General features: G+C 43.1%; 16 protein-coding genes. 6 read left to right on the plus strand and 10 right to left on the minus strand.

Annotation, left to right across the window (positions count from 1 at the left end):
- Positions 1-3: 3 nt before the first annotated feature.
- From BQ5364_RS14170 to BQ5364_RS14200, 7 genes are all read right to left on the minus strand, one after another.
- On the minus strand, positions 4-717 hold the full coding sequence (locus tag BQ5364_RS14170) for an acyl-[acyl-carrier-protein] thioesterase (protein WP_071144494.1): 714 nt from the start codon (positions 715-717) through the stop codon (positions 4-6).
- Positions 718-1899, minus strand: a complete 1182-nt coding sequence (locus tag BQ5364_RS14175; RefSeq protein WP_004613433.1) for a cation diffusion facilitator family transporter — start codon at positions 1897-1899, stop codon at positions 718-720.
- A gap of 27 nt (positions 1900-1926) precedes the next feature.
- Positions 1927-2562 (minus strand): stage II sporulation protein R, encoded by a 636-nt coding sequence (gene spoIIR, locus BQ5364_RS14180; RefSeq protein WP_004613432.1) that lies wholly within the window; start codon positions 2560-2562, stop codon positions 1927-1929.
- Positions 2563-2626: 64 nt separating this feature from the next.
- Positions 2627-3301: a GntR family transcriptional regulator gene (locus BQ5364_RS14185; RefSeq protein WP_022250230.1), complete on the minus strand. Its 675-nt coding sequence runs from the start codon at positions 3299-3301 to the stop codon at positions 2627-2629.
- A 4-nt stretch (positions 3302-3305) separates the two neighbouring features.
- Entirely contained in the window at positions 3306-4184 is an 879-nt protein-coding gene (ispE, locus tag BQ5364_RS14190; RefSeq protein WP_071144495.1) for a 4-(cytidine 5'-diphospho)-2-C-methyl-D-erythritol kinase, read from the minus strand.
- Positions 4185-4260: 76 nt separating this feature from the next.
- Complete coding sequence (locus tag BQ5364_RS14195) at positions 4261-5820, minus strand: DUF3794 and LysM peptidoglycan-binding domain-containing protein (RefSeq protein WP_004613429.1); 1560 nt, start codon at positions 5818-5820, stop codon at positions 4261-4263.
- 12 nt (positions 5821-5832) lie between these two features.
- Complete coding sequence (locus BQ5364_RS14200; RefSeq protein ID WP_022250231.1) at positions 5833-6240, minus strand: protease complex subunit PrcB family protein; 408 nt, start codon at positions 6238-6240, stop codon at positions 5833-5835.
- Positions 6241-6382: 142 nt separating this feature from the next.
- Here BQ5364_RS14200 and malQ point away from each other — a divergent pair, with 142 nt between their 5' ends.
- The 6 genes from malQ (at position 6383) to BQ5364_RS14230 (ending at position 13587) form a co-directional block, all read left to right on the plus strand.
- Entirely contained in the window at positions 6383-7906 is a 1524-nt protein-coding gene (gene malQ, locus BQ5364_RS14205; RefSeq protein WP_022250232.1) for a 4-alpha-glucanotransferase, read from the plus strand.
- Positions 7907-7930: 24 nt separating this feature from the next.
- Complete coding sequence (locus BQ5364_RS14210) at positions 7931-8668, plus strand: lysophospholipid acyltransferase family protein (RefSeq protein ID WP_004613426.1); 738 nt, start codon at positions 7931-7933, stop codon at positions 8666-8668.
- Positions 8669-8822: 154 nt separating this feature from the next.
- On the plus strand, positions 8823-10277 hold the full coding sequence (locus BQ5364_RS14215) for a nicotinate phosphoribosyltransferase (RefSeq protein ID WP_044987573.1): 1455 nt from the start codon (positions 8823-8825) through the stop codon (positions 10275-10277).
- Between the two features lie 25 nt (positions 10278-10302).
- A complete protein-coding gene (locus tag BQ5364_RS14220) occupies positions 10303-11358 on the plus strand; it encodes a D-alanine--D-alanine ligase family protein (RefSeq protein WP_004613424.1) in 1056 nt (351 codons plus the stop codon).
- A 15-nt stretch (positions 11359-11373) separates the two neighbouring features.
- On the plus strand, positions 11374-12753 hold the full coding sequence (locus BQ5364_RS14225; RefSeq protein ID WP_004613423.1) for a UDP-N-acetylmuramoyl-tripeptide--D-alanyl-D-alanine ligase: 1380 nt from the start codon (positions 11374-11376) through the stop codon (positions 12751-12753).
- 27 nt (positions 12754-12780) lie between these two features.
- Positions 12781-13587, plus strand: coding sequence for a Cof-type HAD-IIB family hydrolase (locus BQ5364_RS14230; RefSeq protein ID WP_022250235.1), 807 nt, complete (start codon positions 12781-12783; stop codon positions 13585-13587).
- Between the two features lie 73 nt (positions 13588-13660).
- Here the strand turns inward: BQ5364_RS14230 and BQ5364_RS14235 are convergent, their stop codons facing one another.
- The 3 genes from BQ5364_RS14235 to BQ5364_RS17975 form a co-directional block, all read right to left on the minus strand.
- Entirely contained in the window at positions 13661-15622 is a 1962-nt protein-coding gene (locus BQ5364_RS14235; protein WP_044987534.1) for a discoidin domain-containing protein, read from the minus strand.
- Between the two features lie 339 nt (positions 15623-15961).
- Positions 15962-17155, minus strand: a complete 1194-nt coding sequence (locus tag BQ5364_RS14240) for a site-specific integrase (protein ID WP_071144497.1) — start codon at positions 17153-17155, stop codon at positions 15962-15964.
- Positions 17152-17304 (minus strand): hypothetical protein, encoded by a 153-nt coding sequence (locus BQ5364_RS17975; RefSeq protein ID WP_159431694.1) that lies wholly within the window; start codon positions 17302-17304, stop codon positions 17152-17154. Before BQ5364_RS17975 ends, BQ5364_RS14240 begins: the two co-directional genes overlap by 4 nt.
- Positions 17305-17307 lie beyond the last annotated feature (3 nt).

Here is a 17307-nt window from a genome sequence, read left to right on the forward strand (position 1 = left end):
CATTTATTTTTTCTCTCCTACAAATTCTACCACAGCGTATGGTCTTTCCTCCATATCGCAAAGTTCCACCACGGTACGGCTTGTTTCTTCGGCAATCTTCGGCAAAATAACATCTCCATAAACCGCTGATTTTTTATACTCTACTCGTACCTGTCTGATCCTCATGTCTTCCCGCAGCACTTCCATCGCCATCTGCACATATTGGCAATTATTTACATGATTGTTTGTATCAATATGATACTTGCGTACCGGGAACGTGTCAACCAAAATCGCTTTTTCCGACAGTTTTATTTTTCTCGGAGCATATTCCATCTCAAGCGCCGATTCCATCCCATATGCTTCCACCTCTTCCTTTCCCGGTTTTGTTGGTCTTCCGGCAGCGAGGTCCATGAACACCCAGATAGAATTGGCATATGCCAGCATTTCCCCTGATTTTGTCTTCATCGAAAAATTCCTCGTCGCATACAGTCCCTTAAAATCAGTTGCCCACGTGCCAGCCTCAATCGCCTCTCCAAGTTCCGGATAACGTTCCACAATAATCTGCCACGCGGAAAGTATCCAGGCTTTCTTCTTCTCTTTCAGATAGTCAATCCCATGTCCGATCTGCTCAGACTGTGCGCTGCTGCAATCTTGAAAATAATTGATGATTCCCGGAAGCGTTATTCTCTTGCTCGTATCACACTCACTGAATCTGATCTGTCCTTCTAACTTATACATCTATTTTTCCTCCGCTATGTAACTTGTCTCCGTCACAATGACGCAACGGTATCTTTGGTCAATCTCCCTTACCTTTTTTCGAAGTGTCCTGCAGATTTCCTTTTGCTTTTCTTTATCATACTGAAATGGAACGAGCATATCAAAGATCAAATTCACCTGCTCATCTCCATCCACCATACGAAAATCATGGATACTCACCTGCGGATCGATTGCTCTCACCGCCTCTTCCAATTTCCTTTTTGCATATAAAACACGCTCGTCTTTCATCTCAATCGGATCCATATGAATGACCAAAAACACACCAAGCTCTTTTGTAGCTTCCCTCTCAATACGGTCGATGATCTCATGAGAGACTTCGATATCCACATCATTTGCCACCTCGGCATGCAGCGAAGCCATACTTCTTCCCGGACCATAATTATGTACAATCAAATCATGTGTCCCAAGGATTCCTTCATGGGATTCCACAAATTTTGTTATCTCTTCATACACATCTTTTGGAACTGCCTGACCAAGCAATGGCTCCAACGTATCTTTTGCGATCCCTACTCCTGCCCACATAACAACAAGAGACACGCCGATTCCTACAATCCCATCAATATTCCAGCCCGAAAACTGAAATACCAGCAATGAGACAACCGTCGCAGATGTTGTGATCACATCGCCCATCGCATCCGCTGCCGTTGCAAGCATCACATTTGAATGAATCCTCGTTCCAAGCTTCTTATTGAACATCCCAAGCCAAAGCTTAATCCCGATGGACAACAATAAAACAATGACAGATACCAGATTAAATTCTATCTCCTGTGGATGTTTTATCTTTCCAACTGCATCTTTAAAAAAAGTAAACCCAACCTGCAACACCAAAAACGCGACAACCAAAGCCGCAATATACTCCATCCTTCCATGTCCGAACGGATGCTCCTTGTCTGCCGGCTTACTCGCAATCTTGACTCCGATAAAGCTGATGATCGATGAACCTGCATCAGATAAGTTGTTAAATGCATCTGCGATAACAGAGATACTATGTATCATCATCCCAATTGTTATCTTCATCAAAAACAATAAAACGTTGCAAAAGATGCCTACCATACTCGCCAGAATTCCATAGCCAGTACGCACAGACACCTTTTCTGTCTTTTCATAATCCTTCACAAAATGTTTTACTAAAAATTCAGTCATGAATTCCTCCAATCACAACTTTGCCTATCATTGAAAGAAGAACCATTTAATCTTGAATTTTGTGCCGGCGGTCACCATCTCATATTCTTCTTCATCCAGTACTTCTTTCAATTCTTCTTTTCCCTCTTCCGGCACAACCGCATTTACCGCATCGATAAAACAGAGATTCGGGTAAAGCACACACCACCAGTTCTGTCCTTTTGCCTCCCCGATCTCAATTCGGAGTGCTTCATATTCCCCCTGTGGGAATGTCACATCTCCGTATGTCTTATCCGGGAAATAGCAGGTCGTAACCTTTGCCTTTACCGGATAGTCATATCCGGCTTCTTCAATGGTCCGTGCAGCCACTTCTTCAATCTCATCCGTATGTGTTCTCGCCCACGCCTTCGTCGTCTCCACACCATCCGAATATGGCAGATCTTCTTTCATATATGCAATGATTTCTCCTTTTACTTTCATCTTCAGTTCTTGATCTTCCTCGCTGTCGCTATTTGCAAGCACATGGAAACGAAATACTTCTTTCGCCATCCTCTTTTGAACACTTGCAATCTTTGCCTGTGCAAGCATTCCCTTCTTCTCTGCGGTTACTCCTGTCACAAGAACTGCAAGCACAATCGCTGCCGCTGCACAAATCATCTTCTTTTTCTCATATATCCATCTCATAAATATGTACCTCCTGTTTGATAATCGGAGTTTTCACATATTTTTCTGAGATTATACAAATATTCTATTTTTTTGTGCGAATCGTATCAATCACAGCTGCCACTTGATTGTCTATGTGGCGGCTCACCGCTTTCATCGCCTCTTCTTTGTCACGCTTTTCAATTGTCTCGATAATTCTCTCATGTTCTGCAAGAAGAGTCTCATGCGCATCTTCTCTTTTTAAGTATTCCACACGATAACGGTACATCTGCTCTCTCAAATTATATAAAAGCTGAATCAGTCTCTCGTTGTCTGTTGTCCGGTAAATGATATCATGGAATTTCACATCGGCTTCCGCAAATCTCGTAACATCCTCACAGTCCAATGTCTCTTTAAATTCCTGCGCCGCTTTTTTTAATTCTTCAATCTCCTCTTCTTTGATCTTGTCGCACGCAAGTCTTACCGCCAGCTCTTCCAGCGCCTCTCTCACTTCCAAAACATCCCGCAGGCTCTTTTCGGTAATATCCGCCACCTCTGCCCCTTTTCTTGGAATCATCAGCACAAGCCCCTCAAGTTCCAGCTTTCGGATTGCCTCCCGAATCGGAGTACGGCTCACCCCTAATTTGTTTGCAAGCTGAATCTCCATCAGGCGCTCTCCCGGTTTCAATTCTCCACGCAAAATCGCCTGACGCAGTGTATTAAATACAACATCGCGAAGCGGTAAATATTCATTCATATTCACTTCAAAATTTGTATCCATCTTTTTATCTCCTTTTTGTATTGTGTACATTTGCCAAATAGACCTGCTTTGCAATCTGCAGCTCTTTGATCTTCCTCTGCGCTTTCTTTGCTGTCTGCCGGTCTTCAAAAATTCCAAACACCGTCGGTCCGCTGCCGCTCATCATGGCGTTAAGCGCCCCCTGTTCCTTCATCACGTTTTTAATCCTGTCGATCACCGGATAGGCATCTACCGTAACTTGTTCGAGCACATTCCCCATCGATGATGCGACTGCTCTCAAATCCTGGTTTTCAAGTCCGGTAATTAGACCGTCTATATCTGGATGATCTGTGATCGTAAGTGCATCTAATTTCTCATAGACCGTGCGGGTTGACACACTGATTCCAGGCTTTGCGATCAAAATATAGCACTTTGGCAGCGGTGAAAGTCGTGTGAGTTCTTCTCCGATTCCTTCTGCAAGCACCGTTCCGCGCATAATACAGTACGGAACATCTGCCCCTAATTTTACACCTCGTTCCATCAAATCCATTTCACTGAGTCCAAGTGAAAACATACGGTTCATTCCGACAAGAACCGCCGCCGCGTTCGAGCTCCCCCCTGCAAGTCCTGCTGCCACCGGGATATGCTTGTCCAATGTAATATGGACACCATCCCGGATCTCAAACTCGTCCATCAGCATCTTTGCCGCTTTATATGCAATATTCCCCTCATCATTCGGCAGAAAATACAAGTTGGATTCCAGCGTAATTCCCGGTGTCTCTGTTCGTTGTATCGTAATATTATCATACAGATAAATTGTCTGCATCACCATGCGGACATCATGATACCCATTCTCTCTTCTTCCAAGTACATCCAGCCCCAGATTGATTTTTGCAAGAGCTTTTAGCTGTTGTATATTCCCCATCACGTTCTCCTTTCACATCTCACTTCCCATCCCGGCAGAGTTTCCACCGGGACAGTGTTTTTTGTATACATAATACCTATAGTATACTCATATTTTCTTTGAAAATCAATATCCGGTCTCCCGGTTTTATCATTTCATCGGTCATCTCGTTCACTTCCATAATGCCTTCTTTTGTCGTGCTATAACGTTTTGCGAGTGTCCAAAGGTCATCTCCTTCTTTTACAATATAACCAACAATCCCCGGTCTCTTTTCCAGCTCTTCCATCGAAATTTTTTCCATTTTCAAATCCGTGATGACATCAGCCTTCACTGATTTTCGCAAAAAACTGTGAAACGCAAGCACTGCTTTCACCTCCACACTGTCGCCTCCCATAAGAGAAACACTCAGCTGCTCCAGTGCACTTGTAATGTCGCAGTGCATATCCATTTCCGATTCATTGCTCTCAACTAAATAAGAAAACGGAACCATTCCCTGCCACGTGTCGAATGGAACTTCGTCGTCTGGCTTCACAAATAAAAAGCTGACATGGAGTACACCGTCAATCTGAACCCCTTCCTCAGTCACCTCTGTGCGGTCAATCTGCACCCTTCCGCTGCTATGACAAATCTGTAGAATATCATCTTTTAACTCCGGCAAAGACAGCTGCTCTGCTATCTTACATTTCGAGTGATTCTGCATCAGCAGCTCTTCATAGGAAGCTTCTTTTGTCTCTAGTCTGCAATGTTGCTCCAAAGAATATACATCTTCCAAAAAATCTATGTTTTCTTCCTGATAAATGGCAATTTTTAACTCTAACGTCCCCTCAATTCCAAGCGTGCGCATCTCTCCGTCTTCATCCATCCGGATATCCACGTTGATATCTTCCAGATTCGCGTTCAGATGATGATACATCGCTTCATCGACTCCATAGCACTCCACTCTTCCCTCATACGGGATCGTCTGCCCAATCCAGTCTATTTTCCCATCCGGCGATTCATAGAAACAAAATGCCAGCAGTTCTCCGGAAAGCAGCAATTCGTCCGCCCCAAGTTTCGTATCTAGTTTTCGGTTCGAAATATCTGTCCAAAGCACTGTCCCAATCGTCTCTTTCGTTCCCGGAAGCGTCAGTTCTTCTTTAATCCGGTATGTATCTTTCTTTGACGTATGAAGAGTTAAAAGTTCCATTGCTTTTTTCTTTTTATAAAGTGGCATTTCACTTTCCACATCGACTGTAATGTCCTCATCAACCTGCATTTGAGGACTGATTAAAAGCTCAATCATTGCTTTGATATTCAATTTTCTCGAATGAATCATTGTTGCAGTAAAATCTACCCTTGTATTTTGAACAACAAATTCTCCGTCTGTCCCCTCATCCGCATACACCATCTCCTCAAACGGAATTTTTCCTTCCATGGATGTCAGTGACGGTTCTGCTCCTTCTGTCACATACAGTATCTGAAAATACAGTTTTCCCGTAACTCTGACGTAATTTTCCACCGGTCTTACATCCTCGATTTTCACCGTGCCCTCTCCCGCAACGACTCGCTGCACATCATTTTTTGTATCCGGCACATTAAAATCATCGTCTACCAGAAATTGATCCACCATTTTTTTGCCGACCTGATTTGCATGAATTTGTTTTTTTACTAATTCCATTGCCTCTCTCCTTTACTCAAACACCACATTTTTGTCGATAAATTGCATTTTCACTGCCACATACGGAAATGTCTTTGCCTCCACAATTTTTTCTTCCTTTGACGGTCCGATCAGATTCGTATGTATATAAATGGCATTCTCTGTCTCATAACATTCTTTCACCTCAATGCTGTAACCGCTCGTCTTCTGTTCTCCATACCCCCGTGCAATATAGAGTGCATCTTTGTCCGCATACGTAATCTTAAACGGTCCGGACTTTTTTTCTTCAATCTGTGTCAGAAACTCCTCCGGAATTTTTTCTTCTTCCAGTACAGTGATCTCTACATCTCTGATTTTTTCCGTATTCATCTTCTTTACAGAACAGCCCTGACATAACATAAGCAGGCAGACACATAACATAACTGATGCTAATTTTCTCACATGCATCCCTCGTCTATCTTCTCCCTATATACATACACCTGAACGTCTTCAAAAATGACTGTTTTTTTCAAAAATATTGCCTTTATTTCTGCACTTTAGTATAATGAGAAAAACAGGAATCAATAAAAAAGGGGACATCACTATGAATTTTGAAACTGCTGAAGTGACTTATGAAAAGCCACATCGTCTGTCCGGGATTTTGCTTCATCCCACATCTTGCCCATCTCCATATGGAATCGGAGATTTGGGACAGGATGCCTATGATTTTGTGGATTTTCTTGAAAAATCAGGACAACACCTATGGCAGATCCTCCCACTTACGCCGACCGGTTTTGGGGATTCGCCGTATCAAAGCTTTTCAGCATTTGCAGGACAGCCGTTGCTGATCAGTCCTGCACATTTAAAAGAACTCGGACTCTTAGAGGAAGCAGAACTTTCCGACTGCCCGCGCGGAGACGGACACCATGTTGACTATGGGACGATCATCCCTTGGAAATTCAAGATTTTAGCATCTGCATTTTCACGTTTTCTCCATACCTCCGACAAGATGTTATTGGAAGAATACGATGCGTTTTATAATGCCAACCAGTTTTGGCTTGATGACTATGCACTTTTCATGGCTTGCAAAGCAATGCATGACGGAAAGGACTGGCTTTCCTGGGAAGAAGCATACCGCAGACCGACCGACAGTCTGAAGAAAGAACTGAAAAAGCAGCTTTCTAACGAGATACAATACCATTACTTTGTTCAATTTCTATTTTTTAAAGAATGGTATGCACTAAAAAAATATGCAAACGAAAAGGATATACAGATCATCGGCGACATCCCAATTTTTGTCTCTTTGGACAGCGCCGATGCCTGGGCAAATCAACATTTGTTCCAACTGGATTCAAAAGGTTATCCGACTTCAGTCGCCGGTGTCCCGCCGGATTATTTTTCGACAACCGGACAGCTTTGGGGCAATCCGCTCTACAACTGGGATGCCCATAAAAAAGAGGGCTACAAATGGTGGATTTCCAGAATCCGCAACCAACTGGATCTTTTAGATTACTTAAGAATCGATCATTTCCGTGGGTTTGAAGCTTATTGGGCAGTTCCCTTCGGAGAGGAGACCGCAATCAACGGTACCTGGAAGCACGGCCCGAAAGAAGATCTCTTCCTCGCCATAGAAAAGGCGCTTGGAAAAAATCTTCCGATCATTGCCGAAGATCTTGGTGTCATCACACCTGAAGTCGAAAAACTCCGTGATCAATTCCATTTTCCTGGTATGAAAGTCCTACAGTTTGCCTTCGAATCGACTGAGGAAAGTACATTTCTTCCTCATCAGTTCACTACAACAAACTGTGTGTGCTATACAGGGACACACGACAACGACACCAGCGCAGGCTGGTATCAGACTGCAAGCGAATATTCCAGAGACAAAGTCCGCCGCTATATGAACACGGACGCAAGCAGTATCCATTTTGACTTTATCCGCACCTGCCTTGGCTCGATTGCAGCTTATGCGGTCTTTCCATTACAAGATGTTCTCGGCGTTGGAAAAGAGGGTCGTATGAACTGTCCGGGTGTGGCAGATGGAAATTGGGCATGGCGTTACCAAAAAGAGGCGTTGTCGGACAGTCTCGCCGAAGCGCTTTGTTCTGTGACTCGTCTATATGGACGATAATTAATAGAAGGGAACTTAGATTTTATGATACGTTTTATTTTTGTAGTAATTTTTCTGATTACTTATCTGATTTTGTCCATTCCGGTCTTTTTCATAGAGTGGCTAATCGGAAAATGTAACCGAAATGCAAGAGATTACAGCTCACTTCGGATTGTGCAATGGGGATTCAAAATAATTTTAAAGATTACCGGTGTGAAAGTGACGGTGATCGGGGAAGAGAATGTTCCTGATGAACCCGTTCTTTTTATCGGAAATCACAGAAGTTTTTTCGATATTCTGCTGACATACTCCCGCTGCAAACGTCTGACCGGTTATGTAGCAAAAGACTCTATGGAAAAGATTCCGCTCCTCTCAACCTGGATGCGATATCTTTACTGCCTGTTTTTGAACCGTGAAAATCCAAAGGAAGGATTGAAGACGATTCTTCAGGCAATTGAGTATGTAAAAAAAGGAATCTCAATCTGCATCTTCCCGGAGGGCACGCGAAACAAGGGCGAAGAATTAAGTATGCTGCCGTTTAAGGACGGCGCCTTAAAAATCTCCACGAAGACCGGATGCCCGATTGTTCCAATCAGTATGAACAATACCGCAGCCATCTTTGAAAACCAGTTTCCACGTATCAAGAAAACACACGTGGTCATTGAATATGGGGAACCAATCTATCCAAAAGAACTGGATAAAGAGACACAGAAGCATCTCGGTGCTTACTGTCAGAATATCATCCAAGAGACCATTCAAAAAAATGCAGCCTTGCTATCATAGGCTGCGTTTTTCTGTTCTGTCAGATCTTATGGCTCATATCATAAATTTTCTTTTTACATTGTCATACGCTAGTGATATAATAAAATAAGTATATCCTAAAAATCAGGTGTACAAAAAGAAATGCATGTATGCAGAAAATAAAGGAGCAAACAAGATGAACAGCAGAAATCTTACCCTGTTAACAGATTTGTACGAGCTTACAATGATGCAAGGCTACTTTGAGCGTCAGGAAAATGAGACCGTTGTATTCGATGTCTTTTTCCGTTCGAATCCTTGTGGTTCTGGCTATTCTATTGCAGCCGGTCTGGAACAGGTAATTGACTATATTAAAGACTTGAACTTCTCATACGATGACGTCGATTATCTTCGAAATCTGAACATGTTCAGCGAAGATTTTCTTCATTATCTGAGTGGTTTTCACTTTAGCGGCGATATCTATGCAATTCCGGAAGGAACTGTTGTCTTTCCAAAAGAGCCGCTCTTGAAAGTTGTCGCACCGATCATGGAAGCACAGCTTGTGGAGACAGCCATCTTAAATATCATCAACCATCAGTCTCTCATTGCGACAAAGACAGCCAGAGTTGTCTTTGCTGCTGCAGGAGACGGTGTGATGGAATTCGGTCTGCGGCGGGCGCAAGGTCCTGACGCGGGACTCTACGGTGCAAGGGCCGCTATGATCGGCGGATGTATCGGCACATCCAATGTTCTTGCCGGACAGATGTTTGACGTCCCGGTAAAAGGGACTCATGCACACAGCTGGATTATGAGTTTTGCAGATGAATACACTGCATTTAAGACATACGCAAAATTATATCCTGACGCATGCTGTCTGTTGGTTGACACATACGACACCTTAAAATCCGGTGTGCCAAATGCGATCAAAGTGTTCACCGAGATGCGTGAATCCGGAATTGAACTTCACAACTACGGAATCCGCCTCGACAGCGGTGACCTTGCATATCTTTCTAAAAAGGCACGTAAGATGTTAGACGAAGCCGGATTTGAAGATGCATTTATCTCCGCTTCCAACGATCTTGACGAATATTTGATCCACGACTTAAAGATCCAGGGTGCAGCTATCACCTCATGGGGAGTCGGAACAAATCTGATTACGTCCAAAGACTGTCCTTCCTTCGGAGGGGTATACAAACTTGCTGCAATCCAAAAAGAAGATGGAAAATTTCATTCCAAGATTAAACTTTCTGAGAACACAGAAAAGATTACAAACCCTGGCAATAAGACCGTTTACCGTATCTATGACAAGGCGACCGGAAAGATGCGTGCAGATTTGATCTGCTTTGCAGACGAGACTTATGACACAGATGAAGATCTATTGTTATTTGATCCGACAGCCACCTGGAAAAAGACAAAATTTGCCGGCGGCTCTTACACTATGCGTGAGATTTTAAAACCGGTATTTATTAACGGCGCATGTGTATATGATTCTCCGTCTGTCATGGAGATTGCTGCCTACTGTGCAGAAGAAAAGAAAACACTTTGGGACGAGACAAAACGTCTCTTCAATCCACACAAAGTATATGTGGATCTGTCCCGCAAATTATATGATGAAAAACAGGCATTACTGAACCAGATGAGTATTGCCGATTAGACGATGATAAAGGAGTATAAACAGTATGAAAATTGTAGTATTGGCAGGAGGGCTCAGCACAGAACGTGACGTTTCACTCACTTCCGGAGCCGGCATCTGCAGAACTTTGAGAGAAAACGGGCATCAGGCTTTTTTATTAGATGTATTTTTAGGATTTCCATATGATTCCGACAAATTAGAAGAAGTATTCACTCTTCCAAACGCAGGCTTGGAGATTGCAGACGGAATCAAAACAACAGAACCGGATCTTGCGGCAATCAAAGCGTCCCGTGAAGACCAGTCCGACTGCTTTTTGGGACCGAATGTCATCGATATCTGCCGCCTTGCAGATATTGTATTTATGGGGCTTCATGGTGATGTCGGAGAAAATGGAAAATTACAGGCAACATTTGATATTCTCGGAATTAAATACACCGGTCCAAACTATCTCGGAAGTGCGCTTGCCATGGACAAAGGGGTTACAAAACAGATTTTCACGATGGCAGGCGTTCCGACACCGCTTGGAACCAATCTCACAAAAGACCGAAAAGATACAGCTCTTTCTGATCTTGGTCTTACTCTTCCGGTCGTTGTAAAACCGTGTTCCGGTGGTTCCAGCATCGGCGTATATATCGTCGATACGATGGACGCATACAAAGAAGCGGTTGAGAATTCCTTCCGCTATGAGGACGAGATTGTAATCGAGCCTTACATCAAAGGACGTGAATTCGCAGTCGGCATCATCGACGGAAAAGCGCTTCCGGTAATTGAGATCATACCAAAAACCGGATTCTTTGATTACGCCAACAAATATCAGGATGGATGCACAGAAGAAATCTGTCCTGCAAATATCGATGAAGAAGTGACAGAAAGAATGCAAAGAGCTGCAGAGCTCGCTTTCAAAGCACTGAAATTAGATATTTACTCACGCGCTGACTTTTTATTAGATGAGAACAACGACATTTACTGTCTCGAAGTAAACAGCCTCCCTGGTATGACCGCTGCCAGCCTTCTTCCGAAAGAGGCACGCGCTGCCGGAATCACATACGGAGACCTCTGTGAACTGATCATCCAAAAATCACTCGCGCGTTACAACGCATAGACGGAGGAACAGACGATGAAACATATGTCTTTACAGGAAATTACTGCTGCATGCCACGGACAATATTTTGGGGGCGAAGCAGTATCACATATCGAAGTGGCCGGTGTTGCCATCGACAGCCGAAAAATCGAAAAAGACTGGTTGTTTATTCCAATAAAAGGCGCACGAGTAGACGGACACTCTTTTATCCCACAGGTGATGGAAAAAGGTGCACTCTGCACACTTTCCGAAGTGGTCTTAGAGAATGTATCTCACCCATACATTCTTGTTGACTCCTGTGAGCAGGCGCTCAAAGATATTGCAGAACATTACCGCAAGGCACTTGACATCAAAGTGGTCGGTATCACCGGAAGTGTCGGAAAGACAAGTACAAAAGAGATGATCGCCTCGGTTTTGGAGCAAAAATATCATGTTCTTAAAACGGCTGGAAACTTTAACAACGAAATCGGGCTTCCGCTGACAATCTTCAATATTCGAGATGAACACGAGATTGCAGTGCTTGAGATGGGTATCAACCATTTCGGTGAGATGCACCGCCTTGCGAAAATGGCTCGCCCGGATATCTGCGTCATCACCAATATCGGACTCTGCCATCTGGAAAATCTCATCGACCGAGACGGCATTTTGAAAGCAAAAACAGAGATGTTCGACTTTATGCAGCCTGACGCCAAGATCATCTTAAACGGCGATGATGACAAACTGATCACAGTCACAGATGTAAAAGGACAAACGCCAATGTTCTTTGGGTTATCCACAGAGCTTGACGCTTTTGCCGATAATATCCACACACACTCCCTAAAAGGGGTGTCTTGTACACTTCACCTTGGGGATAACTGCATCGACACAATGATTCCGATTCCGGGAAACCATATGGTGTACAACGCGCTGGCTGGCGCTTTGGTTGGACGTGAACTCGGGCTTACCGCTGAAGAGATCAAAAAAGGAATCGAAAGTCTGACTCCGGTATCCGGACGAAACAATATGATTCTTACGGATTCTCTTCTTATCATCGATGACTGCTACAATGCCAATCCGGTGTCCACAAAGGCGTCCATCGACGTGCTCTCCGGAGCCGAGACCCGCAAAGTTGCCATTCTCGGAGATATGTTTGAGCTTGGCGAGGATGAAAAAGAGCTCCACCGCCAAGTCGGTGTACATGCATCCGAAAAAGGGATCGATCTTGTCATCTGTATCGGTGAACTATCAAAAGCAACCGCAGCCGGAGCAGAGGAACTCTCCGCCGGAAATCAAGTAGTTCATTTTGATACAAAAGCAGACTTTTTTACAAAGATGAACGAACTGTTACACAAAGACGACACGATCCTTGTGAAAGCCTCACACGGAATGGAATTTCCTGAAATTGTGACACGCCTTCAGGAGCTTACGCTTAAATAATACACGGAACACAGAAAGGGCAAAACCATGACCTATGATATACTTGTACTGGATTTGGACGGAACACTGACCAACTCCGAAAAGAAAATTACCCCTCCCACACGAGAGGCTCTTATCGAAATTCAGCAGAATGGGAAAAAGGTAGTTCTTGCCTCCGGCAGACCTACACCCGGCGTGGTATCGCTTGCCAAGGAGCTTCACCTCGGCGACTACGGAAGCTATATTCTCTCATTCAATGGCGGGAAAATCATCAACTGCTCCACAGGAGAGGCGATTTACAACAAAATACTTCCGTCTGAGGTTACTTCTGCCGTCTATGAGATTGCAAGCCAATACGATGTGGATCTGCTCACCTATACAGAGCATGAAATACTCTCAGGTATCAAGCCGAATCAATATACTGAGCTGGAATCCAAGATCAACAACATGCCAATCGTGCGGGTTGAGAACTTCCCTGAAGCGGTTACCTTCCCGGTCAACAAATTTTTGATTACCGGAGAAGCTGCACTCACAGAAAAAATTGAGACGCTGTTAAAAGAGAAATTCCACAGTCTCTTGAACATTTACCGCTCAGAGCCATTTTTCCTGGAAGTGATGCCTCAAAATATTGACAAGGCACACTCCCTCCAGAAACTTCTGAACTATCTTGGGATGTCCGCTGATCAGATGATCTGCTGTGGCGACGGATTTAATGACCTCACTATGATTGAATACGCAGGTCTTGGCGTTGCGATGGAAAACGCACAGCCTATCTTGAAAAAGACAGCAGATTATATTACGAAATCCAATGATGAAGATGGGGTGCTGCATGTCATAAATGAGTTTATGAGATAATATAAGAGAAAACACCTGAATTACAAGTCACTGTAGTTCAGGTGTTTCTTTGTACTGAAATATTATAACAACATTACTGTTTTACTAAAATATTTGCATCATAAATCGAATATCCATACCTATTATTACGTTGAATTCCTTGGAATCTGACATATCTTGCTTTCACAGGATCAAACTTCACAGTAACCTCCGGTGCATTCATCTCTTCTATCATCACCGTTTTGACTGTCTTAAAATTCTTTCCATCATCCGATACCTGAATATCATACAGTGCGTCATATCCATTTTCAAACTTCAACTGTATTCCGGAAACCGTTGCCCTCGATGAAAGTTCAAATGTTATATACTCCTGATTTGTCCAATCGCTTGCCCATCTCGTTCTCATGCTATCATCAATAGCAGACTCCGCCTGATAATTATAGATTGGATTTTTTTCGTAACTGCTTGCCTCTGCTGCAATTGGTTTTACCAACACATCTGGAAGTGAACTGTCTATACTGTCATCCGGCTGATAGTTACTATCGTATTTCACTGTTGTCAGTGAATGCGGCTTTAATGTCACATCTACACTTCTATCTGCATCTACAACCGTAACTGTCTTCTCCTCGTCCGTAACATTTCCAAGCATTACCGAAATCATACCTTCCTCATCCAACACTGCTGTCTTGACAATATCCATGTCTGTCGCACTCTTGATGCTGACTGTTCCAGGCTGTACAGTACGGCTGATCTGCTTCAGAATATAGTAAGATGGCTGATAGCAAACATTGTTGTTCTCATCCAGCATGATCGGTGCATGACACTGGTTCACAACCCCCTGTGTAGGACCTCCATCTCTGTCAAGAACAAGGTTCCAGTCAATCCATGCTTCCGTTCCATGTTCAAAATCATTTAAAATATCATAAATATAGCGATCCGCAGGATCATAACTTCCAAACCAAGGTCCCTTCTCCTGACATCCCTCTGTTGCATAAAGATGAATATCCGGGAACTTCGCTTTCACTTCGTCCAAACTATAAAAATCTTCCGACCACATTGGAACGCCCTGCATCTCATGCCACAAATCCCCTGCATACCAGTGAAAAGCAATTCCATCAATATACTTTCTTGCATTCGCATCACTCAATACCTTTGTATTGAAATCAACAAATCCGTCATGGTGCATCGGGTCATTGCCTTTGTCCCAATCCCAAATCAAAAGCTGTGGATCTAATTGATTCTCCTCAAGCGCCGGTCCAAGATAATTTCCAACAAAATCAATCACCGCATCGGTAGACCAGGTAGCCGCCTCCCATTTCGGATTGTTCTGCGCTTCATTCTGCATAGACAACGAATATACATCAATTCCTACTTTTTCATATTCCTGAATGTACTTCACAAGATAATTGGCGTAACTCTTATAATATTCCGGTTTCACAGAGTTATCAACAAAATTAAGTCCTGCTGTCCCCGTCTGCCCTCTTCTGACTCCACTGTTTTTCATCCATGCCGGCGGCGCCCAAGGTGCTGCAAAGAATTTGATGTCCGGTCTGTATGACTGTGCTTTTTGAATTGCCGGAATAATGTAATCCCAATCCTTTTCTATACTGAAATTCTTAAGGTCTGGATCCGGTTCTTCCGTGTCATTATAACTGTAAGATCTGGTCGAAAAATCGGCTGAGCCAATCGTCGAACGCAAAACAGAATACTTCGCACCACTCTCTCCAAAATATGCTTCATATACCTCTTCTTGCTGTTCCTTGCTTAACTTCTGCAGATTATAGGCCGCCGACTCCGTCATCGCCCCTCCCACACCAAGAAACGTCTGTCTTTTTTCGTCCGGATATACTTTTACATATCCGCTACTCTGTGCTGTATCTGCTTTCTCAAACTGCAGATCAGGAAGTGTCTGATCATATCCTCCTTCTTTTGCAGATACATGCACTTCTACTTTTCCCAAATCATCTGCCGCACATACCTGTGTCGGCGAAAAACTACTTAGTGACATTCCAAACATTGCAAATGTCAACATCCCTGCTACAACTTTTCTCCTCATTGAAGCCCTCCTTGTCTTTTGCATTGTGCACTATGCAGTATTTATATGGAAATAGTATGACTATTTTTGTGCTTTGTCAACAGTTTTTTCCCTGCTTTTGTCAATTTTTTTACAATCTTTATATTATATAGACACTTGATTTATTTTGTGTTGAGTAACTGAAAACATACAAAAATTATATATGTCTTTTTGACTATCTTTTTATATCTCCTTAAATGTCCGCAAAGCCTTATTTTATAGGCTCTACGGGCATTTTGCTTTTGTGGTAAACCTCACATATCTAGGTCTATCTTCTTATATTTTCGCTATCAAGCGTGGTTAAAATCGTGGTAAATACTTCTATGCGATTAGACGCTGAACCTCTGATTTTGCGGTATCTATGGACGCATGAGCGTACCAGTTCATTGTGATATTAATGTTTGAATGTCCCATGATATACTGTAAATCTTTTGGGTTCATGTTCTTGCTTGCCAGTCTTGTGCAGAATGTATGGCGTAGCGTATGCGGTGTGATATGTGGCAAGGGATTGTCCTTGTGGTGCTTGTTATATTTCTTTACCATACGGACAAATAAGGCGTTGTAATCAATCGCAACTTTGGGCTTGCCTTTATGATTGACAAATAAGAAATTGCTCTGTCCGTCTATCACAAATGGTTCTGCCTTTGGGCGTTTCTTCATAACCCGTTGAAATGCCTGTATTGTTTCTCTACTTAATGGCACTTGTCTTATTCCGCTTTTCGTCTTAGGCGTTTCAATATAATAGCCCTGTTCCTTGCTCTTTAGTAACTGGTGGTCGATAATTACAACTTCATTCTTGAAATCAATATCAGCTACTGTCAGTCCGCACAGTTCCGAGATACGAAGTCCAGTCTTTAACAGTATCAGCACATCATCATAATGCTTGTGATACACATTGTCTGTCTTGATAAATGAGAGTAAGGCTTGTTCCTGTTCCTCTGTCAATGCGACTTTCTCTTTGGTATCATTTTCTAGGACTTCACTTAACTTAAAATCAAAAGGGTTCTTCCTTACACAATCGTCTTGTATGGCGATATAGAATGACGCTTTTAACGAGCGTTTATGGTTGTTAATGGTGTTATAGGAAAAGCCTTTATCTTTCATGCGTAACGCCCATTCCTTAGCGTCAGAGGGTTTTATCGTATCAATGCTCCTAGCACCCAACTTGTCCTCTTTCAATAACCGCATGAGTTGTTCCCGTTGTTTCTGTGTACTTTTCTTCACATTTGCTCTCTGTGCGTTCTGTTTGGCATAAAGTTGGCAAAGTGTCATTTTCTTGCCTGTGCTGTCGATACCGTCCTCAATATCCCGTCTTATCTGCTGTTCCAGTTCACGAAGTGAGGGTTTTTCCCGTTTTTCCTTTGGTGTCGGGTCTGTGGGTGTCAATCTCCAAGCATACACATATTTTGTGTTTCCAAATGCGTCTACATATTTATATAAGTATTTCCCGTCTGTTCGTTGGCTCTCTCCAGTATGCAGGATACGTCCTTTACTATCCCGTCTTTTTTCTTTCATGGTGTCTGCTCCTTTCCTTGTTGGAAAGAGCCTTGATATGACTTGTGTTCATCATAACACATACAAGGCTCATTTGCATTAGATTGCGTCCAATTTGTCAAGCCAAACGCATGAATGTGCTCCTCAACCACACCATATACTAAATTCAAAAA

Source organism: Coprococcus phoceensis (assembly GCF_900104635.1).
GTDB lineage: Bacteria > Bacillota > Clostridia > Lachnospirales > Lachnospiraceae > Faecalimonas > Faecalimonas phoceensis.